The organism is Cytobacillus firmus, from assembly GCF_023612095.1.
In the GTDB taxonomy this organism is placed as follows: Bacteria; Bacillota; Bacilli; order Bacillales; family Cytobacillaceae; genus Cytobacillus.
Genome location: NZ_CP086235.1, coordinates 2,562,629 through 2,583,180, shown reverse-complemented (window position 1 = coordinate 2,583,180; position 20,552 = coordinate 2,562,629). Strand labels below are relative to the sequence as shown.

Genomic DNA, 20,552 nt, shown 5'->3' with positions numbered 1-20,552 from the left:
AGGTGCATAATGTGTGTCTGACTTTATTAAAAGTGTTGTAGAAGAAGTGATGAAGCCCTACAGCAAGCAAAAAATGAATCCTATTAAGGGAGCTGCCAATTTTTCCCCGCCCCGCCGCAAGCCGGGATTGGAGTCGGGTATACCGGGCATCAGCCGGCCAAATTATCAGAAAGAAAAAATGAATAAAAGAATAGCTGTTAAGCATGCAGACCCGCCCCAGGCTGCTAATCCACAACCAAACTTTAGGAGGCAGACAGTTTCACTTTCTTCACCTACGCCTTCTGCTAAAGAAAAAATTGCACAGCTTCAGACCCTGTCCCTGGTTCAAGGGAAACAGAGGGCTTCTGGCAGCGCTGAATCCGCTGAAACAAAACCCGGCCGAAATGTTAGAGAAAGCCAACTTATCGGACAAACTCCGGAGGGTGTTAAAGTCTGGCTGTTCTCAGATCTTCATCCCACATTGGAAGGCTCCTTTCAGCGGGAATTAAAAACAGCCTCAATCGGGGTAGTTACTTCAGAGAAATGTACGCCCGGACAGCTTTTTTTACTGAATGACCTTTTAAGAGAGTTTCCTTCTTTAAGATATTGCCTGTCTTGGGACAAAAACAGCGGGCAATCCTTTTCGCTGGAGCTTTATGAAGAGGATGATGGATTACTGTTAAACGCTTTAAAGAGCTTCTTTAAAAAACTTTCCCAAAAAAAATTTAAAACGATTACAGCGCATAAAGAAAAGTCCCCCAGTCCATGGCTTACAAAACAATTGGGACTAAACTCGTCAATTGGCGGTGTCGCTGTCATTGAAGGAATCGACTATTATTCCAGCATTTTGCTCCTTGACCGGCACATGAAAAAAATACGGAAGAACAAATCAAATTTTTGATAGAGAAAAACTATTTGCTTCTTCACGGACAGTTTGATGAGGTATCCCGGATCACGGATCTGCTTTGTAAGGAGTTCGACAGGATTAAATAAGGCTTGGTCAGCAGCACAGTTGCAGATCAGCTCATTAATTCCTGAAAATTTAGCCGGTCTGATAATTTCATAGGAGGAGGATTCTTCAGTTGCAAGCATTGGGTTTGATTGAAACCGTTGGTTATTCAACAGCAGTTTCTGCAGCAGATGCAGCCGTAAAAGCAGCAGATGTAGAAATTGTAGGAATTGAAAAAGTAATAGGAGTGGATGGCTACCTTGGCGTCACAATCCATTTCAACGGTGATGTGGCGGCTGTAAAGTCTGCAGTCGATGCCGGTGTGAGTTCAGCAGAGAGAATAGGAAAAGTAATTTCTGCTCATGTCATCCCGCGTGCACACAGTGAAGTGGCAGGGAAGCTGCTTCCGAATTTCAAACTGAAAGACATGCATTCGGAAGCAGGTGCTGAAAAAGAGGTTAAATCCGTTGAAAAGACACATGAAAAAAAGCAAGCAAAAAAACAAAATGAACCTGACGATAATGATAATGATAAACCATCAGTTTAATAATCTTAAGGAGGAAACACACAATGGGTGAAGCATTGGGATTAATCGAGACGAAAGGCCTTGTCGGCGCAGTAGAGGCAGCGGATGCAATGGTTAAAGCAGCAAATGTGGAGATCTGCGGATATGAAAAGGTGGGATTCGGTCTTGTAACAGTTATGGTCAGAGGAGATGTGGGAGCGGTTAAAGCTGCGACCGATGCTGGAGCCGAAGCTGCCAGCAGAGTAGGAGAACTGATCTCGGTACATGTCATTCCGAGACCGCACAGCGAAGTTGAAAGAGCTCTTTTATCAAAAAATATCGGTGAATAAACATGAGGAGCAAAAAGCAGAGTGTTATGGCGAAAAACACTCTGCAGGCGCTTTATATGCGAAATGAAAACTGCAGAGACAGAAAACCTCATGTCCTGGCTCTATTAACCTCTCATTTGATAGGAATGGATCCGGGATTTTCTTACTTAAAAAAGCTAACAGAGGAAGATATTACACTTAGAATGGCTGCAGAAGAAGAAATGCTGACCCAATTTCCGCTTGAGGAGTTAGTTTCTCTGACCGGGAATGACGATTGGATCTCTGCTTCCATGATCAATGATCAGCTTCTTGATCATTTTGATGAAATTCTTTTGCCAATTCTATCTTTTTCTTTAATAGCAGATCTATTGAATCTTAACGAACAAAGGCCATTGGTGCAGATCATCCTAATGGGTTTATTAAAAGGGAAACGGGTCACGGCTTTGAAGGCTGGAGGTGATCCTTTCAGCCAGTATTGGAAACTGAAAGGATTGGATAAAGGTCCGGACCTATTAAAAAGAAAGCTCAATCAGCAGATGGCAGAGCTGAAGCTGCTTGGCATCAGATTAATAGATTTAAATGATAGGGCAGAATTTGCTGTTCATCAAATTAAGAAAACGGTTATATCCGAGGAGACAGTCCGGTTTGCCTATTTGAACAATCATGATCAGCTGACTGTTCCAAAAGGGGCTATCATAACCCCCCTGGCAAAAGATACAGCAAAGGAACTTAAGATCGAAATTATTTACATTAAGGGGTAGGTCTTTATGCAAATGGGAATCGTGGTTGGCCGTGTAACTGCCACTAGAAAAGATGATAATCTGGTGGGTACAAAATTATTAATTACCCAGCCTGTAGGATTGGACGGCTCAATGTTACCAAACCCCATTATAACCGTTGATACTGTTGGTGCCGGCATTGGCGAGAAAGTCATCTATGTGACTGGTAGCATGGCATCAAGAGCGGTTCAGAATAAAGATGCACCTATCGATGCTGCCATAATCGGAATTATTGACAGTGTAGAAGGAATGGAAACAGGGGGTTAATAAATGGATGCAAAAAATATCAAAAAGGCAGTGCAGTACCGCAAGCTTATTGATGTGTTGCTTGATTCCAGCCAGTATGCTGATGTAGTTCTGAAAGGGGGATACTTCATTAATGTGATCACCCGTGAGATCTATGTAGCAGACGTTGCGATGAAAGGCGAATACATTTTAATGGCAGGAGACGCAAAAGACTTAATTGGACCCAAAACGGCAGTGGAAAACATTCAGGGTAAATTCGTTTGTCCAGGGTTCATTGATTCTCATATGCATTTTGAGAGTGCGATGCTGACTTGTACGGAATTCTCTAAGCTATCCATTCCGACAGGAACCACCACGCTGATAGGAGATCCGCATGAAATAGGGAACGTCCTGGGTGTTCACGGGATGCAGGCAATGATTGAAGAAGCTAAGACACTTCCAAACCGGGTATTATTCACGGTGCCTTGTGCTGTTCCTGATGCTCCAGGTCTTGAAACATCCGGTTTTGATGTGACATCAAAGGATATGAAAGAGCTCCTGGCAGACCCATATGTACAGGGCATTGGGGAAATCCAAAGTTTCAGCAATATCGGTCCGGTATATGAGCATGCCCCGGAATTAATAGACGACCTTGTTGCCGCAGTTTCATATGCAAACAGCATTGGGAAAACGGTCGAAGGGAACGCGCCGGGATTGTTTGGCAAAGAGCTTGCCGCACATATAATCAGCGGAGGCAACCATGTGTCATGCCACGAAACTACGACGAAAGAAGAAACGGTCGAAAAGCTTCGCAATGGCGTAAGTGTGTTCATGCGTGAAGGCTCTTCCCAGCGAAATATGGCAGATTGCATCAGGGCCATTACAGAGGATGGGCTGGATTCCCGCCGTGCAATCCTTGTATCGGACGATATGGTGCCTGCTGATCTGTTAAATTACGGACATATGAATGATATCGTCCGCCGAACCATTGCAGTTGGGATTGATCCAGTGGAAGCCATCCAAATGGCGACCATTAATCCTGCCACCCACTTTGGCTTTAAGGATGTGGGGGTAATTGCACCAGGCAAAAGAGCAGATGTCGTCGTGATCAGCGATCTGAACAATATGACAATTGATCAGGTATACCTGGCAGGGAAAAAAGCAGCTGAAAAAGGCGAATTAACTATAGATATTGCTCCTTACATATATCCGGAAAGTGTGAAAAAGTCAGTGAAGCGGAAGCCTGTAACAGTGAAGGAACTCGCCATTGAAGCTCCAGGAAGCCGTGCAAAAGTAAGGGCAATTGAAGCGATACCTTTCCAGAACTTAACTGGCGGCAGCGAATATATGCTGAATGTCAAAGACGGCATTGTGCAGCCGTGCTTAAAGCAGGATGTGCTGCCGCTGCTGGTAGTTGAACGCCACGGCAGAACAGGAAAAATCGGCAAGACGTTTCTTCATGGCTTTGATCTGAAAAGCGGAGCTATAGCAGAAAGCGTTGCTCATGATACACATAATATTATTGTAACAGGAACTAACTACGTAGATATGGCCATGGCGGTTAACCGTGTCATTGCCATGGATGGCGGAATAGCCATGATAAAGGATAGCAAAGTAGTAGGTGATCTTCCTCTCCGGATTGGCGGTTTAATGACAGATGAATTAACTGGAAAAGAAATGAGTGAGAAGGTCGACGAATTATCGCATCTTGCTAAAGAAGTTCTTGGCTGCGGTATGGAAGTTCCCTTTATGCATTTATCATTCTGGTCATTGGTAACAAGCCCGAAATGGAAAATTACAGATATGGGGCTTATTGATGTAGATAAGTTTGAGGTTATCCCGACCATTATTAATTGATCATCTAAGCGGCGGTCTCTGCCGCTTTTGATATAAACAGCAGGTTAAGGAGGAATACCATGGGAGTAAAGCTTGTCGATTTAACGCAGGAAATATATCAGGGGATGCCTGTTTTTCCCCTTCATCAGAAAACAATGATCTTCCCGAATATCTCCCACGAAGAAAGTGAAAAGCAAATTGGTTTCATGTTTGCAACTAATAATCTATTAATCAATGAACATGGTCCAACTCATAGTGATGCAACTTATGAATATGATCCAAACGGCCAATACATCGATGAAATGCCGCTAGAGTATTTTTATGGGTCGGCAGTTTGCCTTGATGTATCCCACATCCAGCCCCATCAATATATTACAGACCGTGATCTCGAGGATGCACTGAGGAACTCACAGCAGTTTATTGAAAAAGGTGATATCGTCCTCCTCTATACCGGCCACTACAATCGGTCTTATGGTACTGATAAATGGCTCACAACGTATACTGGCCTGGATTATCAGGCTGCAAAATGGCTGGCTGATAAAGGTGCAGTTAATATAGGTATTGATGCCCCGGCTATTGACCATCCGGATGATCCAAAGTACTCCGGACATCTCATTTGCCGTGAATACGGAATAACCAATACGGAAAATCTCTGCAATCTCGACCAGGTCGCAGGCATGCGATTTCTATATTTCGGACTCCCTCTCAGAATTCGGAAAGGAACGGGATCTCCGATTCGTGCGGTTGCAGTTTTCATTGAATAACAACAAAGGCTGGTGTTCTAAATGAAAGAGGTTTTTAACAAAGGCAAGATCCGGGACGAAATTATTATTCCGCCGTATGAAGGAAGAAGCGCCCTGATTCACAAAGGAGAAGAGCTGATTATTATAGATATGGAAGGAAAACAGGTTGGGGACTTTGTCTGCTTTAACTATGAAGATCCCGGAGAACATGTTTCACCTGTCCATATGCGGGCTTCACTAAGCAGCATACGGCTTAAAACGGGAGACTGGCTATACAGCAACCGCCGCCGTCCATTAATGCAAGTGCTGGAAGATACTGTTGGAAAACATGATTTCTTCTTTCCGGCATGTGATTATTACCGCTACAAAGTTGATTTCGACAAGGAGGACCACCCTAATTGCCACGATAATATTGCGGATGCACTGAAAAAGTATAATATTCATCCTTCAGTTATTCCGGATCCTATTAATATCTTTATGAATAATGTCCTTGATGATGCGGGGGATTATGTCATTGCAGAACCCCTTTCCAAGCCTGGTGATTACATAAGGCTGAAAGCACTGTGTGATGTTGTCATTGCCTGTACAACGTGTTCCCAGGACATGGCTCCTGTAAATGGATATAAAGTGACTCCTATTAAAATGCAAATTATGGAGGCGGATTCATGAATGATATTCAGTTTCTTCAGCATCTGCTCCAAATTGACAGCTCCAATCCGCCCGGAAACGAACATTTAGTGACCGAAGCTTTTATTAATAGATGCAAAGAAAAAGGTCTGCCTTTTCAGGTGACCATGCTTGATGAGACCCGAAGCAATTTTGAAGTTACGCTTCCCGGAAAAAGCGGTAAACAGCTATTCTTATGCGGCCATATGGACACGGTTTCACCTGGGACAGGAGAATGGGTACACTCCCCTTTTTCAGGGGAAATCGCAAATGGACGGATATATGGCAGAGGCGCTTCTGATATGAAAAGCGGGCTTGCAGCAATGTTCCTGGCTTTGGAGGAGCTGTATCTCACCAATACTGTTCCGACTGCTGGCGTTACCTTTTTGGCAACTGCCGGGGAAGAAGTCGACAGCTGTGGTGCCAGGGCATTTTTAAAAGAAAATGATGGCCGAAAAATAGATGCACTTGTCATTGCCGAACCGACAAATGAAAAAATTGTGATTGGCCATAAGGGAGCTCTTTGGCTTGAGATTACGGCCTATGGAAAAACCTCTCACGGTTCGATGCCGGAACAGGGAATCAATGCAGTAGATCATATGCTGAAAATAATCCGGGTATTGGATGAAATGAAAATTGAATGGAAGACAGAAAAGAAGCCCCTCGGAGAAAGCAGCCTGGCTGTTACCATGATTGAAGGCGGAGTGCAGACCAATGTCATTCCAGATAAATGCAGCATCAGAGCAGATATTCGAACAGTTCCCCCTCAATCCCATTCCCATTTTATAAACAAGCTAAAATCCAAACTGGATGTTCTATTGGATCAGGGTGAAATTTTTAAATACAGTGTTGAAACCCTTCTTGATCGTCCATCTATTTTAACTGATCCAGCCCGGGACATTATTCAAATTGCGCAGATGGTAAAGGGCGAATCGGAAGCGGACCATTACGGGGTGTCCTACTATACAGATGGTGCCGTACTTAATCCAAGGAGTGAAATTCCTACCTTGATTTATGGCCCGGGTGATGAAAAGCTGGCGCATCAGCCAAATGAGTGGGTTAGTCTGGCGGCATATCAGCGCTCCATTCAGTTTTACAGACAGCTTATTATGTCATATGGAAAGCTTGTGCCTTCAGAAGTCACTCCAATGCAAGGGGGAGGAAGAAATTGAGCAGTATTCTTATAAAAAACGCTGAAATTATAACAATGAATGCAGCTGAAGAAATCATTTTCGGAGATTTATATATTGTAGATGACCGCATTGCCCAAATTGGACAGAACTTAACACATCAAGCGGATAAAGTAATCGATGCCAGCGGAAAGACAGTCATTCCTGGATTTATTCAGACACATATCCATTTGTGCCAGACATTATTCCGCGGGCAGGCTGATGATTTGGAGCTTCTTGATTGGCTGAAGCAAAAGATCTGGCCGCTGGAGGCATCACATGATGAAGAGTCCATCTATTATTCTGCCATGCTCGGAATTGGCGAATTGCTCCAGAGCGGAACTACAACTGTAGTGGACATGGAAACCGTGAATCATACCGAATATGCCTTTCAAGCCATTGCTGAAAGCGGCATACGAGCACTTGCCGGAAAGGTCATGATGGATAAAGGGGATGAGGTCCCTGTTCCGTTAAGAGAAAATACCTCCAAATCCATCCAGCAAAGCGTGGATCTCCTTGAAAGATGGCACAATCGTGATAACGGTCGTATACAATATGCATTCTGTCCCCGATTTGTCGTTTCCTGCACAGAGGAATTGCTTACAAATGTCAGGGATCTCTCTGCACAATATAACGTGAGGGTCCATACTCATGCATCGGAAAACGCCAATGAAATTCTCCTTGTTGAAAGAGAACTGGGCATGCGGAATGTCGTCTATCTGGACAGCATAGGGCTTGCCAATGATAGGCTGATACTGGCCCATTGTGTTTGGCTTAATGAAGAAGAAAAAAGAATCATCAAAGAGCGGGGCGTAAAGGTCAGCCATTGTCCGGGATCCAATCTGAAGCTGGCATCTGGTGTGGCAGAGATTCCTTCCTTATTGGATCAGCAGGCATTTGTCAGCCTTGGTGCTGATGGGGCTCCGTGCAATAACAATCTGGATATGTTCAATGAAATGAGATTGGCTGCCATCATTCAGAAGCCTGTGCACGGCCCAACAGCAATGAACGCGAGAACCGTCTTCAGAATGGCGACGATCGGCGGTGCTAAAGCAGTTGGAATGGAACAGGAAATCGGAAGTCTGGAGCCCGGAAAGAAAGCAGATCTTGCTATCCTTAATCTGAATGATTTTCATGTCTATCCGTCTTTTGATATCGATACCATCTCGAGGATTGTCTATTCAGCCACTCGTGCAGACGTAGAATCCACCATTGTTAACGGGAAAATGGTGATGGAAAAACGGAAGCTGAATACAGTTGATAAAGAAATAGTTTTAAAAGAAGCGAACACCAGCATAAAGAGGCTCCTCAAAAGATTAGAGACAGCAGTTTATTAATCTTCTAATTCGGCTGACAGCGAAATCAGCCGTTTTTTTATGGTAAAATATAGTTAAAGGATGTGATGTTTTGAAAGCTGAAATTTTAGAACATTCAAATCTAATGCAGGCAGCTGAGTTTATTGCCGAAATGAACGCCTTGCCAGAGTGTCATGTAGGGTATTTGGGGACAAGCCAAAACGATATATTTCAAAGTCTGGAAGAAATGAATCATGATCCCGAATCAGCTGCGTTTATTGTCCGGGAGGGTAATGCACTTGCTGGTTATCTGGGTATAGATTCCGATCTTAATAAAGGGACAGCGGAGTTATGGGGACCTTTTGTACAGAAAAATGAATTTATGAGATTATTATGGGAAAAAGCACTCCATTATTTTGAAGGAAATCTGCATACATACTATTTATTTGCTGACACATACAACTATACTGCAGCCGGATTTGCCTCCAAAAACGGATTCAGGCTGCAATCGGCTCAAACCTACATGGAACTGAAAGAACATTCATGCAATGGTTTAAGAAAGGTCAGTTTATTGCCCTTTCACCGCCATGGAGAATTTATTCATTTGCATGATACTGTGTTTCCTCATACATATTATTCAGGAAAAGAGATTATCGAAAAAATCAATGCTGATCACAAAGTCTATACATCTGATGATGCGGATGGATTAAATGGCTATTTATATGCAGAATACAATCGTGAAGAAAAAGAAGGAAGCATTGAATTCATTGGTGTGGATCCCTGTAAGCGCAAGAAGGGGATTGGAAAGAGTTTACTGGAAATGGCGGTCCATGATCTTTTTGTAAATAGCGGAGCCAAAAGCATTAAGCTTTGTGTAGGGACAACAAATGAGAAAGCGCTGTCTATTTATAAAAAAGCAGGGTTTAAAGTTGAGAGATCATTGAATTTTTATAAGCTTGATATTCGGGAATAAGAGCAATAAGTTAGTGTGCTTTTGTGTTTTTAGGTAAAATATATTTAACCAGATAAAATTGGAGGGAACATAATGGCTATTGAAAACCCAAGCAGGGACGAAATCGGTATCCTTTTAAAAAAGGCAAAACGGATAGCTGTTGTAGGATTAAGCGGAAATCCTGATCGTACATCCTATATGGTATCAGAAGCGATGCAAAAAGCTGGATTTGAAATCATACCGGTTAATCCGTCTGTTGATGAAGTACTTGGTGTAAAGGCAGTGCCGAGTCTTAAAGACATCGAGGGTCATGTAGATATTGTTAATGTATTCAGGCGATCTGAGTTTCTTCCGGAAATCGCGCGGGAATTTGCTGAAATAGATGCTGACATCTTCTGGGCTCAGCTCGGAGTGGCAAACCAGGAAGCATATGATTTTCTGAAAGAAAAAGGGTACACTGTCATAATGGACCGCTGCATTAAAGTTGAACATGCTCTGACAAAGTAAACTAAAACATGAGGTCTCTATAAGATCTCATGTTTTTTAATTTTTTTCAGAAAGCCTGTAAATAAAGGGTTTGTGTAACGGAAATAATCAGGATAAATCTTTTAAATCTCAAGAACTTATTTGCCAAAACCAAATAAATAGATAAAATAAAGCATAGACCATCCTAATTTATATGGTAAAATATAAATATAGAACACCTGTTCGAACAATGATTTTTACAAAGAAAATTGGCTGTATAGCCGAATTCTTATAGGGGTGTTCCATTGCCGTGATTTCGGCGGCAAGTGTTTTTGCAGGAAATGAAAGGGGTATGTTCGTGGCAAGAAATCAGGAAGCTTTTGACTACAATGATGATGCCATACAGGTACTCGAAGGGCTTGAAGCAGTTAGGAAACGCCCTGGGATGTACATTGGAAGCACGGATGCAAGAGGTTTGCACCATCTTGTATATGAGATTGTCGATAATGCTGTCGATGAAGCACTGGCAGGTTACGGGAATCATATCATTGTCAGAATACATAAAGATAATTCTATTAGTGTACAAGATAAAGGACGCGGTATGCCTACAGGAATGCATAGAATGGGCAAGCCGACTCCGGAAGTCATATTAACTGTCCTTCATGCCGGGGGAAAGTTTGGCCAGGGAGGCTATAAGACGAGCGGCGGGCTTCATGGTGTTGGTGCATCTGTTGTCAACGCCCTTTCCGAATGGCTTGTGGTTAAAATTAAACGTGACGGCTTTGTATATGAACAGCGTTTCGAGCTGGGCGGCAAGCCGGTGACCACATTGGAAAAGATCGGCAAGACAAATCAATCAGGGACTACCATTCACTTTAAGCCGGATCCGTCGATTTTCTCGACAACCACATATAATTACGAAACGCTTTGTGAGCGTCTTCGTGAATCTGCTTTCCTTCTAAAAGGAATGAAAATAGAAATCATAGATGAGCGTAATGATTTTCATGACGTTTTTCACTACGAAAACGGCATAGAAGCATTTGTAGAATATTTAAATGAAGAAAAGGATGTTCTGCACCCTGTCGTAAGCTTTGAAGGCGAAAGCAATTCAATTGAAGTGGATTTTGCTTTTCAATTCAATGATGGCTACTCGGAAAATGTTCTTTCATTCGTCAACAACGTCCGCACAAAGGACGGCGGAACGCATGAGGCAGGGAGCAAAACTGCGATGACGAGAGCTTTTAATGAATATGCCCGCAAAGTGAATCTTCTGAAGGAAAAGGATAAAAACCTGGATGGAGCGGATCTGCGTGAAGGATTCACTGCGATCATCTCTGTTCGTGTTCCAGAGGAGCTTTTGCAGTTTGAGGGACAGACGAAAGGCAAGCTGGGGACCAGTGAAGCACGTTCTGCTGTTGATTCAGTTGTTTCCGAGCATTTATCTTATTTCCTTGAAGAAAACCCTGAGACAAGCTCTCTTTTAATTAAAAAGGCGGTAAAAGCTTTCCAGGCAAGAGAAGCGGCCCGCAAAGCACGTGAGGAAGCAAGAAGCGGGAAAAAGCGGAAAAAATCAGAAGCAATGCTTTCCGGAAAACTGACTCCGGCCCAATCCCGGAACCCTCAAAGAAATGAATTGTATCTGGTTGAGGGTGATTCTGCCGGAGGGTCTGCCAAACAGGGCCGTGACAGGCGTTTTCAGGCTGTGCTTCCGCTTAGAGGTAAAGTAATCAATACAGAAAAAGCAAAGCTTGCGGATATCTTTAAAAATGAAGAAATCAATACCATTATCCATGCTGTTGGGGCGGGTGTTGGCGCGGATTTTAATCTGGATGATGTCAACTATGATAAGGTAATCATCATGACAGATGCCGACACTGATGGAGCGCATATCCAGGTGCTTTTGCTCACGTTCTTTTACAGGTATATGAAACCGCTGCTTGAAGCGGGGAAGGTATTCATTGCGCTGCCTCCTTTATATAAAGTCAGCAGAGGGTCAGGCAAAAAAGAAGTGATCGAGTATGCTTGGAGTGATGATGACCTTCAGGATACCATTAAAAAAGTGGGTAAAGGCTATATGCTGCAGCGCTACAAAGGGCTCGGGGAAATGAACGCCGACCAGCTGTGGGAGACAACTATGGATCCGGAGTCGCGCACATTGATCCGCGTTAAAATTGATGATGCAGCCAGAGCTGAACGCCGTGTAACCACCTTGATGGGTGATAAGGTTGAACCCCGCCGCAAATGGATCGAATCGAATGTGGCATTCGGCCTTGAAGAAGATGGAAGCATACTTGAAAATGAAAATATTTCAGTACTAGAGGAGGAGGGTGTTGACTCATGAGTTCTGCTGAAAAATTCCGTGACCTTCCTCTTGAAGATGTATTAGGCGACCGCTTTGGGCGTTATAGTAAATATATTATTCAGGATCGTGCTCTTCCAGATGCACGTGATGGGCTAAAGCCCGTTCAAAGACGGATACTTTATGCCATGCACGTAGAAGGAAACACACATGAAAAGGGCTTTAGAAAGTCCGCTAAAACAGTCGGGAATGTAATCGGCAATTATCATCCGCATGGCGATACTTCAGTTTATGATGCGATGGTGCGGATGAGCCAGGATTGGAAGGTCCGTAACCTTCTTGTGGAAATGCACGGAAATAATGGGAGCATCGATGGAGATCCCCCGGCAGCCATGCGTTATACAGAAGCCCGTTTATCTCCCCTTTCTTCCGAATTGCTGAGAGATATTGAGAAAAGAACCGTTGAATTCATTCCGAACTTTGATGACACGTCCAGTGAGCCAACCGTTTTGCCGGCAGTTTATCCGAATTTGCTTGTCAATGGCTCAACAGGCATCTCTGCGGGGTATGCAACTGATATTCCGCCCCATCACCTAAATGAGATTATTGATGGTGTTATTTTACGGATGGATAAGCCTGATTGTTCGATAGATGATCTGATGGAGCATATCAAAGGTCCGGATTTCCCTACAGGAGGCATAATCCAGGGAGTCGATGGAATAAAAAAGGCTTATGAAACAGGAAGAGGCAAAATTATTGTCCGCGGAAAGGCTGAATTTGAGGATTTGCGCGGAGGGAAAAAACAGATTGTCATCACTGAGATTCCATATGAAGTGAATAAAGCAAATCTGGTTAAGAAGATTGATGAGTTCCGCCTTGACCGGAAAGTGGAAGGTATTGCTGAAGTCCGTGATGAAACAGACCGGACCGGCCTTCGCATTGTAATCGAGTTAAAAAAGGATGCAGACCCTGAAGGAGTGCTTCACTACCTGTACAAAAACAGTGACCTGCAGATTCCCTATAACTTCAATATGGTCGCCATTCACAATCGCCATCCGAAATTAATGGGGTTACGAGAGCTGCTGGATGCTTATATAGGCCATCGTAAAGAAGTCGTTACACGCAGATCCCAGTATGAGCTGCAAAAAGCCGAGGCGCGCCAGCATATCGTTGAGGGACTCATGAAAGCTCTTTCTATCCTGGATGAAGTGATTGCAGCGATCCGTGCTTCCAAAGATAAACGGGATGCGAAAGATAATCTGATTGCAAAGTTTGAGTTCACTGAACCTCAGGCAGAAGCAATCGTTTCCCTGCAGCTATACCGCTTAACCAATACAGATATTACCGCATTAAGAGCAGAGGCTGAGGAGCTTGCTAAGCTAATCGGCGAGCTTAAAGCTATTCTCGAAAGCGAGAAAAAATTGCTCTCGGTTATTAAAAAAGAGTTACGGGATGTTAAAAAGCGCTTTGCGGATGAACGCCGTACCAGAATTGAAGCGGAAATCGAGGAAATCAAGATCAATCTTGAAGTTCTGGTAGCGAGTGAAGATGTTATTGTAACGGTAACAAAGGAAGGCTATGTCAAGCGTACCAGCCAGAGATCGTTTGCAGCATCTAACGGACAGGATTTCGGCATGAAGGATTCAGACAGAATTATTGCCCAGCTTGATATGAATACAACCGATGTTCTCCTTGTATTTACGAATAAAGGCAACTATCTGTATTGCCCGGTTCATCAGCTGCCGGATATCCGCTGGAAAGACCTCGGTCAGCATATTGCCAATATCATTCCGATTGACCGGAATGAATCGATTGTCCGGGCCATTTCTGTAAAGGATTTTGAGACAGAAGAATTTCTTCTCTTCATGACGAAGAACGGCATGGTAAAGAAAACCGAACTGAAGTCATATAAGGCGCAGCGATATTCTAAACCCCTGGTTGCTGTCAATGTAAAGGGCAATGATGAAGTTCTTGACGTTTATTTAACTGATGGCACGAAGGAAATTTTCCTTGCGACCCACCAGGGATATGGCCTCTGGTTCCATGAGGAAGAGGTCAGCATTGTAGGGGCAAGGGCTGCCGGTGTAAAAGGCATCAATCTCAAAGACGGCGACTTTGTCACAGGCGCTCAGCTTATAGAGGACCAGAAAGAGCAGGCTGTTGTGATTGTTACACAGCGGGGCTCCATTAAAAAAATGAAGCTGACTGAATTTGAACGGACCTCACGTGCCAAGAGAGGCGTAGTGATGCTTCGTGAATTGAAATCAAACCCTCATCGTATTGTCGGGTGTGTAATTGTCCGCAGTAAAGATAGTTTATACATTGAAACAGAAAAAGGCCATATAGAAGCAGTTAATGCTTCGGCAATCCGCTTTAATGACCGCTATTCAAATGGATCGTTCATCATTGATGATTCCGAAAGCGGCAAAGCAAAATGCATTTGGAAGGCTGAGGCAGAAAATGCCGTCAATGCAACTGAATAGAATTAAGAGCCCCTGTGAAAACAGGGGTTTATTCGTCTGCTGAAACGATAAATTTCGGTGTATAGATCATTTATTTATATAAAACTGAATCCAAAATAGTTTGAATAATGTTATTCTTATGAAAGTTTAATTGTATAAAAAGTTTATACTAGTTTAAATGAAAGCGATTAAAAATATTTAATTACCTTGTTAAAAAATCCATTATAATTCGCATGAAATCAAGGTTTATATTGAATTTCCACTCCTGCGAATGAATATTCGACTTGTCTATTAAAAATTCTTTTGATAGATTATAAGGAGTGTGTTGTTTTTGCAAGATAATAAATAATATCAAGGGGGAACAGTATGAGTTTATTGGAAACAATCGTAGGCTTTCTAAATGATCTTTTATGGACGTACATTTTGATTGCCGCATTAATTATTCTTGGTTTATTTTTCAGCTTTAAAAGCAGGTTTGTTCAATTTAGATATTTTGGTGAAATGTTCAGAATATTGGGTGATAAAGCAATGGTATCTGCTGAAGGCAAAAGAGGGATATCATCTTTTCAGGCCTTCACTATTAGTGCAGCCTCCCGTGTTGGTACAGGTAATATTGCCGGTGTAGCAACTGCAATTGCTGCAGGGGGAGCGGGCGCTGTCTTCTGGATGTGGCTTATCGCATTTATCGGGGGAGCTTCAAGCTTTATTGAAAGTACTCTTGCCCAGATTTACAAAGTCAAAGATAAGGATGGTTTCCGCGGAGGTCCTGCCTACTATATGGAAAAAGGCCTTAACAAACGCTGGATGGGGATCATTTTTGCAATCATTATTACATTCTGTTTCGGATTGGTTTTTAACTCCGTCCAATCGAACACCATCTCTTTAGCGTTTAATGAAGCGTTTGGCACCAGCCGTTTAACAATCGGAATTGTATTGGCGGTATTAACGGCGGCTATCATTTTCGGCGGTGTTAAACGGATTGCGTATGTCTCTCAAGTTGTTGTTCCGATCATGGCGGTTATCTACTTAGCTGTTGCTATCGTTATTGTCATCATGAACATTACTGAAATTCCTAATCTGATTGTCAGCATTGTTAAGGGTGCTTTTGGGATTGATCAGGCTGCAGGCGGAGCAATGGGGGCAGCTGTCATGATGGGTATTAAAAGAGGTCTATTCTCAAATGAAGCAGGAATGGGTAGTGTACCAAATGCAGCGGCAACAGCAGCCGTTTCCCATCCTGTAAAACAGGGATTAATACAGACACTTGGTGTTTTTGTGGATACCATTTTAATCTGTTCTGCTACTGCGTTTATTATCCTGCTTTCAGGTGATTATGCGAATTCTGATCTTACTGGTATAGAATTGACTCAGGCAGCCCTCAGCACACATGTTGGATCATGGGCACCTATCTTTATTGCAGTTGCTATTTTCCTATTTGCCTTTACTTCGGTTATTGGAAATTATTATTACGGAGAAACCAATATTGAATTTATTAAAGAGAGCCGCACTGCGCTCTTTACTTATCGCATGGCTGTAATTGGAATGGTTATCTTCGGATCAGTAGTTGATTTAGCCATCGTTTGGAGCCTTGCTGACTTATTTATGGGCTTAATGGCGATCATTAACTTTATAGCGATTATTTTGCTTGCAAAAGTTGCCTATGCCGCTTTGAATGATTATAAGGCACAGAGGAAAGAAGGAAAAGACCCTGTGTTTTATGCTGATTCTATCCCAGGTCTAAAAGGGATTGAATCCTGGGAAACAAAAGAAAGTGCTTTAAAAAAAGAAGCTAAATAATGTATTTATTACAGCCTCTTATCCTTAGGATAGGAGGTTTTTTTGATTTTACATGTTATTTCCAAAATTGGGCAAGATAATAAAAAAATAGGGAGGATACGTAAATGAAGAAGGAATTGCTTTTTGCGTTTGCGGCTTTCTTTTTTATGTCTTTATCCGCTATAACCGGTGTATATGCTGGTGAACAAGAACAAAAGACTGTAACGCTGTCAAAAGATAAAGTGGATGTCACCGGTGATAATAAGGCGGACACTGTCTATATTAAAGGTGTATATTATGAGGAAGGCGCTTCATTTTTAAAGGAGATTTCACTTGAAGTAAAGGCGTCAGACGGCAATACGTATAAAGCGGAGCTTGAGGGGGGATATGAACCTCAAATACAGTTTGAAGATTTAAACCGTGATTCAATCAAGGATATGTATATTAGTATTCCAACTGGCGGAAGCGGAGGTCTGTCGAATTTTTATTTATATACTTTGAAGGACTTTAAGCTGGTTGACCTCTCCGTTCCAGATCCTTTAGTAATCAATAGTCAATTTGAAAATGGCTACAAAGCGAATATCAGCATCCAGGATACAAAACAATCGTATACGTTCGATTTAAGGGACCGGAGTGAAGAATATGAACGGCTCGGTCTGTATGTAAACGGCAAGCTTAGCGAGCCAACTGAGCTTATGGTAAATCCTTATAGCACTTTGAAGATCATCCCTGTTGAAGGGAAAGAGGGATTAATGGGTGTTCAAAGAATAAGCGGGGCCTATAATGCAGATACCATTGCCTTTGTAGAGTCATTTTGGCTGTATGAAGATGGGAAGTGGAATTTAAAAGACACCAAAGTCATGAAAATGAATTCCCGTAAGCGTTAGTGACTGGGCATTTGTCACGTTTCTTTAATGCTCCCATATACTGGGCATAAGGAAATTTGTATAGGGGGCCTTCATGTGAGCAAATTTAATCCATCTAAGCTGTCGGTAAAATATTTGCCTCCTGCGACGGAATTCAGACCCGTAGACAGCAGGAAATATACACTTACACACTCAGATGCAACTGGAGAGTTATTTTTGGCAATAGGCGGATGCTATGATTTTAGTGCAATTAACACTAAATTCCGTGATGAAGTTTTTGCTGAATGGATACCTCAAATGGGGCAGTATGTTCTGAGCGGGAGGGTGTATATCAGCAGCGGGGAATTTGATCAGCAATACTCGAAAATAAGGTTTCTCATTTTCCAGAAAGAATTGGATCTGGCGCTGACAGCCATGGTCTATGGTGACCGGTCATTTTACTCCAACTATCCATGGCTGCTTGATTCGCCAATCTTTATATACTTTGAATCTGTATATCCGGAATTCAGCAAGCTGATTTATTATGGGACACCAAGAAAGTATTTAACTGCCGCACTGATGCCAGTGTGATACACATAACTCGAACATGCGTTTGCGCTGTGATAAAAACGCATTTTATTAACGTAAAAGACGCTGTACCAAATCATATAAACACTGGAGCGATTGAAAATGAAGAAGGAACCAGAAAAAACATTTGAATTAAGTTATGAATCTGATGGAAAAATGGGTAAAAAAGAAAATGACAATAAAATAGAGAATAAAGATCAGGAAGAAATGTTCTTTAATAGTACACAGGATAGTGAATAAGAGCTCTGATTAAGGTTGCGCGTAAATGTATTATGTAAACTAGTTGATATAAGTATTAATTATAAGAGGGCTTATTAATGATCAGAATGTCTGTTAAATAAGGACTAAACTAATAAAGCTGGAGCATCGAACATAAAACCCAGGAGTTTAGTGAAAATGAATTTTGGCAGTAAATAATTTCAGCTGAAAATTCATTTTAAAATTCTATAAATGTAAATTAAACAATTAGAATAAATTTGATGAAAATTTCAGTACTGTCTCACTATCTTAAGTATACTTTGATAATGAGACAGCGTTTTTATTTCATTTCATTACTTCCTATAATATATATTATGTTCGGGGCGTTGAAATATAATTTAAGAATAATGCAGCATCTGCTACTCTACCCTGTTCTTATAGCTGCTGTTTTTTATTTTCTCCAGATTGATAAAACGTACACTGTATTCAATAACATCATTTATAAAAAGTCCATGGTTGTTAGCGAAATCTTTAACTTGTTCCAATAAAACTTTATCGTAGGTTGTTTTGTATTGTACTCGATCCTTTGGCCGAGTTTTTTTATCATATGTAATAAAATCATGATTCAAGACTTCTTGAAGTCCACTTTCAAGCAGATAGTTAATATGAGTGTCATGTTCTGCTGATAGAGTTTCTAATTGATTAAGTACAGCCTTACTTATATTTGTACGGAATTTTACTCTGGATTCATCAGTTTTTTGAATTAACTTGCCGTTTACTAATTCCCACATTATTAAGCCCGCCTCCTATACAATGGTTAATTAATTATTTAAGGTCGAATGTATCAGCATATTTGTCTTCTTTTGTGATTCCAAGTGCTCAACAGCATCATTATATAGAATATTTGCAAGCAAAGGAAGATAGGTTTTTCCTTTTACCCATACTCGATATATGAGGTTTCCTGTGCTGCTCACTTCAATGGTTATTTCGCTTCTTAATTTCCAATTTTGAAAAACAGTTAGTAAGCCTTTGGCAAATGTTTGGCTTGCTGTTGTAATGTTCATTACATACCCTTTTTTCTGCACCCATCCATCTCCATCTATTACGCCTCTTATAAAAGGAGGCATATATTCTTCTGGAACTTCGGGAAATGGAACGATCAATGATTTATTTGCTGTAATACCTATCGTTAACAAATCATTTTTTATTCTTTTTGAATTAATGACTAATGTCGGAGTTGCTTTATTTTTTCCTCCAGGTGCCAGGATATAGTCTGCTTCCATATACTTTGCGGCTAATCTTAATATATCTTCATTTTTCTGAGTTAGAGTTATTGTGTTTATAGTTTTATTTATACACCCGTCTGTAATTATTAACCCTAAGACCCATGCCATTTCATTAGACCATGTCTTAAAGAAATCCTCATTAACCATATTCTTTCTGGGTTGTCCAGATGAACGGCTCCGATTCATAACTATTTTATGTTTATATAGTACATTGCGAATGGCTCTGTCGCTTAAACCTATAATTTTTGTCATTTCCTTAAAACTCATTCCGCTTTTATACATATTTATTATCTGTTTATCATCTATATCAGAATTACGCATTCTATTCCCTCCTTTTTATTACATTATAGCAAACATACGTTCCCTTTTGTTAATAAATAAAAAACGCCCACAAACATGTGGGCATTTCCATTTATTGTTTCTTCTTCTCAAAACCAAGCTCATCTGCCATTTCAGTGAGTGCTGACAGGTTTTGGTTCTTAAAAGCATTGTTCATATTTGATTTGTTCATGATCTGCTGCATGGGATGCATATTGGCGTTGTGGTTTCGGCTTCGTGTAAAAGCTACCGCTGCTGTGCTCAGCACTATGCTGATGAGCGATCCCCATAGCCAACCCCAGTTGCTCTTTCTTTTTACGCCAAACATATTCATCATTGGCCTGCGTATATTCCCCATATTATTGAAAAGCGCTGAAATCCAGTTATTCAACTGCAAGCACTCCCTTATTATAAAACGAATTTGGATGAGATTTTAATCATCCGGTTCTTAATTTTCACTTAGTGGAATGCAAATATGCTGGCAATTTTTTTGATGGTTCTCTTAACGCCAGTTAAACAAATACTTCTTGTATACCCAGCAAAAATCAGCAGACTTATCACATATAAAAGTTGAAAAAAGCCAAAATACACGTGTGATTTATTAATGCAGAAAGCAGGTAAGACAATGACAGTTGGAACTCAAGTAAAACAAGCCATTGCAGGGTTAAAAAGCGCTCAGGCAAGCCTTGAAACCTTTGCTCTTGCAACCGATAATCAAAATGCTAAGCAGCTGTACCAAAGCGCTGCCCAGCAGACACAATCCATCATTGATAGCCTTGAACCAAGGCTTCAGGAGATTCAGAAAGAAGAACCTCAATATAATCAATAAATCAAATTGCTGGCTTTCAGCCGCAGTTTTATCTAAAACTCTTATGAATGGTGTGATCT

22 protein-coding genes are annotated in these 20,552 nt (G+C 41.6%); 19 read left to right on the top strand and 3 right to left on the bottom strand.

The window, feature by feature from the left end:
* Positions 1–13: 13 nt before the first annotated feature.
* The 18 genes from LLY41_RS13105 to LLY41_RS13020 all read left to right on the top strand — a co-directional run bounded on the left by LLY41_RS13105 (position 14) and on the right by LLY41_RS13020 (position 18,102).
* Positions 14–880, top strand: a complete 867-nt coding sequence (locus LLY41_RS13105) for a hypothetical protein (RefSeq protein WP_304585573.1) — start codon at positions 14–16, stop codon at positions 878–880.
* 181 nt (positions 881–1,061) lie between these two features.
* Entirely contained in the window at positions 1,062–1,475 is a 414-nt protein-coding gene (locus tag LLY41_RS13100; RefSeq protein ID WP_370460083.1) for a BMC domain-containing protein, read from the top strand.
* 23 nt (positions 1,476–1,498) lie between these two features.
* The gene (locus LLY41_RS13095) at positions 1,499–1,783 is read left to right on the top strand and encodes a BMC domain-containing protein (protein ID WP_009334686.1); all 285 of its coding nucleotides are present in this window, start codon (positions 1,499–1,501) and stop codon (positions 1,781–1,783) included.
* Positions 1,784–1,809: 26 nt separating this feature from the next.
* Positions 1,810–2,523, top strand: coding sequence for a hypothetical protein (locus LLY41_RS13090; RefSeq protein WP_304585572.1), 714 nt, complete (start codon positions 1,810–1,812; stop codon positions 2,521–2,523).
* A 6-nt stretch (positions 2,524–2,529) separates the two neighbouring features.
* Positions 2,530–2,808 carry a EutN/CcmL family microcompartment protein gene (locus LLY41_RS13085; RefSeq protein ID WP_095242684.1) on the top strand — a complete coding sequence of 93 codons (279 nt, stop codon included), beginning with the start codon at positions 2,530–2,532 and terminating at the stop codon, positions 2,806–2,808.
* Between the two features lie 3 nt (positions 2,809–2,811).
* On the top strand, positions 2,812–4,623 hold the full coding sequence (locus LLY41_RS13080) for an adenine deaminase (protein ID WP_304585571.1): 1,812 nt from the start codon (positions 2,812–2,814) through the stop codon (positions 4,621–4,623).
* Positions 4,624–4,682: 59 nt separating this feature from the next.
* Entirely contained in the window at positions 4,683–5,366 is a 684-nt protein-coding gene (locus LLY41_RS13075) for a cyclase family protein (protein WP_304585570.1), read from the top strand.
* Positions 5,367–5,387: 21 nt separating this feature from the next.
* Entirely contained in the window at positions 5,388–6,014 is a 627-nt protein-coding gene (locus LLY41_RS13070; RefSeq protein ID WP_304585569.1) for a DUF1989 domain-containing protein, read from the top strand.
* Entirely contained in the window at positions 6,011–7,183 is a 1,173-nt protein-coding gene (locus LLY41_RS13065; RefSeq protein ID WP_095242688.1) for a M20 family metallopeptidase, read from the top strand. The genes LLY41_RS13070 and LLY41_RS13065 overlap by 4 nt, the downstream gene beginning before the upstream one ends.
* The gene (locus tag LLY41_RS13060; RefSeq protein ID WP_304585568.1) at positions 7,180–8,517 is read left to right on the top strand and encodes a 5'-deoxyadenosine deaminase; all 1,338 of its coding nucleotides are present in this window, start codon (positions 7,180–7,182) and stop codon (positions 8,515–8,517) included. The genes LLY41_RS13065 and LLY41_RS13060 overlap by 4 nt, the downstream gene beginning before the upstream one ends.
* Before the next feature lie 70 nt (positions 8,518–8,587).
* Entirely contained in the window at positions 8,588–9,448 is an 861-nt protein-coding gene (locus tag LLY41_RS13055; protein ID WP_304585567.1) for a GNAT family N-acetyltransferase, read from the top strand.
* Positions 9,449–9,520: 72 nt separating this feature from the next.
* Positions 9,521–9,934 (top strand): CoA-binding protein, encoded by a 414-nt coding sequence (locus LLY41_RS13050; RefSeq protein WP_095242691.1) that lies wholly within the window; start codon positions 9,521–9,523, stop codon positions 9,932–9,934.
* A gap of 316 nt (positions 9,935–10,250) precedes the next feature.
* Positions 10,251–12,233 carry a DNA topoisomerase IV subunit B gene (parE, locus tag LLY41_RS13045; protein ID WP_304585566.1) on the top strand — a complete coding sequence of 661 codons (1,983 nt, stop codon included), beginning with the start codon at positions 10,251–10,253 and terminating at the stop codon, positions 12,231–12,233.
* Entirely contained in the window at positions 12,230–14,674 is a 2,445-nt protein-coding gene (gene parC / locus LLY41_RS13040; RefSeq protein ID WP_304585565.1) for a DNA topoisomerase IV subunit A, read from the top strand. The genes parE and parC overlap by 4 nt, the downstream gene beginning before the upstream one ends.
* A 345-nt stretch (positions 14,675–15,019) precedes the next feature.
* The gene (locus LLY41_RS13035; protein ID WP_304585564.1) at positions 15,020–16,450 is read left to right on the top strand and encodes an alanine/glycine:cation symporter family protein; all 1,431 of its coding nucleotides are present in this window, start codon (positions 15,020–15,022) and stop codon (positions 16,448–16,450) included.
* Between the two features lie 104 nt (positions 16,451–16,554).
* A complete protein-coding gene (locus tag LLY41_RS13030; protein WP_095242694.1) occupies positions 16,555–17,316 on the top strand; it encodes a YybI family spore inner coat protein in 762 nt (253 codons plus the stop codon).
* A gap of 75 nt (positions 17,317–17,391) precedes the next feature.
* Positions 17,392–17,865, top strand: coding sequence for a staygreen family protein (locus LLY41_RS13025; protein WP_095242695.1), 474 nt, complete (start codon positions 17,392–17,394; stop codon positions 17,863–17,865).
* Positions 17,866–17,964: 99 nt separating this feature from the next.
* A complete protein-coding gene (locus tag LLY41_RS13020) occupies positions 17,965–18,102 on the top strand; it encodes a hypothetical protein (RefSeq protein ID WP_304585563.1) in 138 nt (45 codons plus the stop codon).
* 377 nt (positions 18,103–18,479) lie between these two features.
* On the opposite strand, the gene LLY41_RS13015 is transcribed toward LLY41_RS13020, so the two are convergent.
* The 3 genes from LLY41_RS13015 to LLY41_RS13005 form a co-directional block, all read right to left on the bottom strand.
* Positions 18,480–18,851, bottom strand: a complete 372-nt coding sequence (locus LLY41_RS13015; RefSeq protein ID WP_304585562.1) for an rRNA methyltransferase — start codon at positions 18,849–18,851, stop codon at positions 18,480–18,482.
* A gap of 30 nt (positions 18,852–18,881) precedes the next feature.
* Positions 18,882–19,667: an LAGLIDADG family homing endonuclease gene (locus LLY41_RS13010; protein WP_304585561.1), complete on the bottom strand. Its 786-nt coding sequence runs from the start codon at positions 19,665–19,667 to the stop codon at positions 18,882–18,884.
* Between the two features lie 91 nt (positions 19,668–19,758).
* Positions 19,759–20,055, bottom strand: coding sequence for a hypothetical protein (locus tag LLY41_RS13005; RefSeq protein ID WP_304585560.1), 297 nt, complete (start codon positions 20,053–20,055; stop codon positions 19,759–19,761).
* Positions 20,056–20,289: 234 nt separating this feature from the next.
* Here LLY41_RS13005 and LLY41_RS13000 point away from each other — a divergent pair, with 234 nt between their 5' ends.
* Positions 20,290–20,493 carry a DUF1657 domain-containing protein gene (locus LLY41_RS13000; RefSeq protein WP_048010071.1) on the top strand — a complete coding sequence of 68 codons (204 nt, stop codon included), beginning with the start codon at positions 20,290–20,292 and terminating at the stop codon, positions 20,491–20,493.
* Positions 20,494–20,552: the final 59 nt, after the last annotated feature.

Coding starts and splice junctions, on each gene's coding strand:
- LLY41_RS13095 (WP_009334686.1), top strand. CDS start 1,499: ATGGGTGAAGCATTGGGATTAATCGAGACGAAAGGCCTTGTCGGCGCA.
- LLY41_RS13090 (WP_304585572.1), top strand. CDS start 1,810: ATGGCGAAAAACACTCTGCAGGCGCTTTATATGCGAAATGAAAACTGC.
- LLY41_RS13085 (WP_095242684.1), top strand. CDS start 2,530: ATGCAAATGGGAATCGTGGTTGGCCGTGTAACTGCCACTAGAAAAGAT.
- LLY41_RS13080 (WP_304585571.1), top strand. CDS start 2,812: ATGGATGCAAAAAATATCAAAAAGGCAGTGCAGTACCGCAAGCTTATT.
- LLY41_RS13075 (WP_304585570.1), top strand. CDS start 4,683: ATGGGAGTAAAGCTTGTCGATTTAACGCAGGAAATATATCAGGGGATG.
- LLY41_RS13070 (WP_304585569.1), top strand. CDS start 5,388: ATGAAAGAGGTTTTTAACAAAGGCAAGATCCGGGACGAAATTATTATT.
- LLY41_RS13065 (WP_095242688.1), top strand. CDS start 6,011: ATGAATGATATTCAGTTTCTTCAGCATCTGCTCCAAATTGACAGCTCC.
- LLY41_RS13050 (WP_095242691.1), top strand. CDS start 9,521: ATGGCTATTGAAAACCCAAGCAGGGACGAAATCGGTATCCTTTTAAAA.
- parC (WP_304585565.1), top strand. CDS start 12,230: ATGAGTTCTGCTGAAAAATTCCGTGACCTTCCTCTTGAAGATGTATTA.
- LLY41_RS13035 (WP_304585564.1), top strand. CDS start 15,020: ATGAGTTTATTGGAAACAATCGTAGGCTTTCTAAATGATCTTTTATGG.
- LLY41_RS13030 (WP_095242694.1), top strand. CDS start 16,555: ATGAAGAAGGAATTGCTTTTTGCGTTTGCGGCTTTCTTTTTTATGTCT.
- LLY41_RS13020 (WP_304585563.1), top strand. CDS start 17,965: ATGAAGAAGGAACCAGAAAAAACATTTGAATTAAGTTATGAATCTGAT.
- LLY41_RS13015 (WP_304585562.1), bottom strand. CDS start 18,851: ATGTGGGAATTAGTAAACGGCAAGTTAATTCAAAAAACTGATGAATCC.
- LLY41_RS13010 (WP_304585561.1), bottom strand. CDS start 19,667: ATGCGTAATTCTGATATAGATGATAAACAGATAATAAATATGTATAAA.
- LLY41_RS13000 (WP_048010071.1), top strand. CDS start 20,290: ATGACAGTTGGAACTCAAGTAAAACAAGCCATTGCAGGGTTAAAAAGC.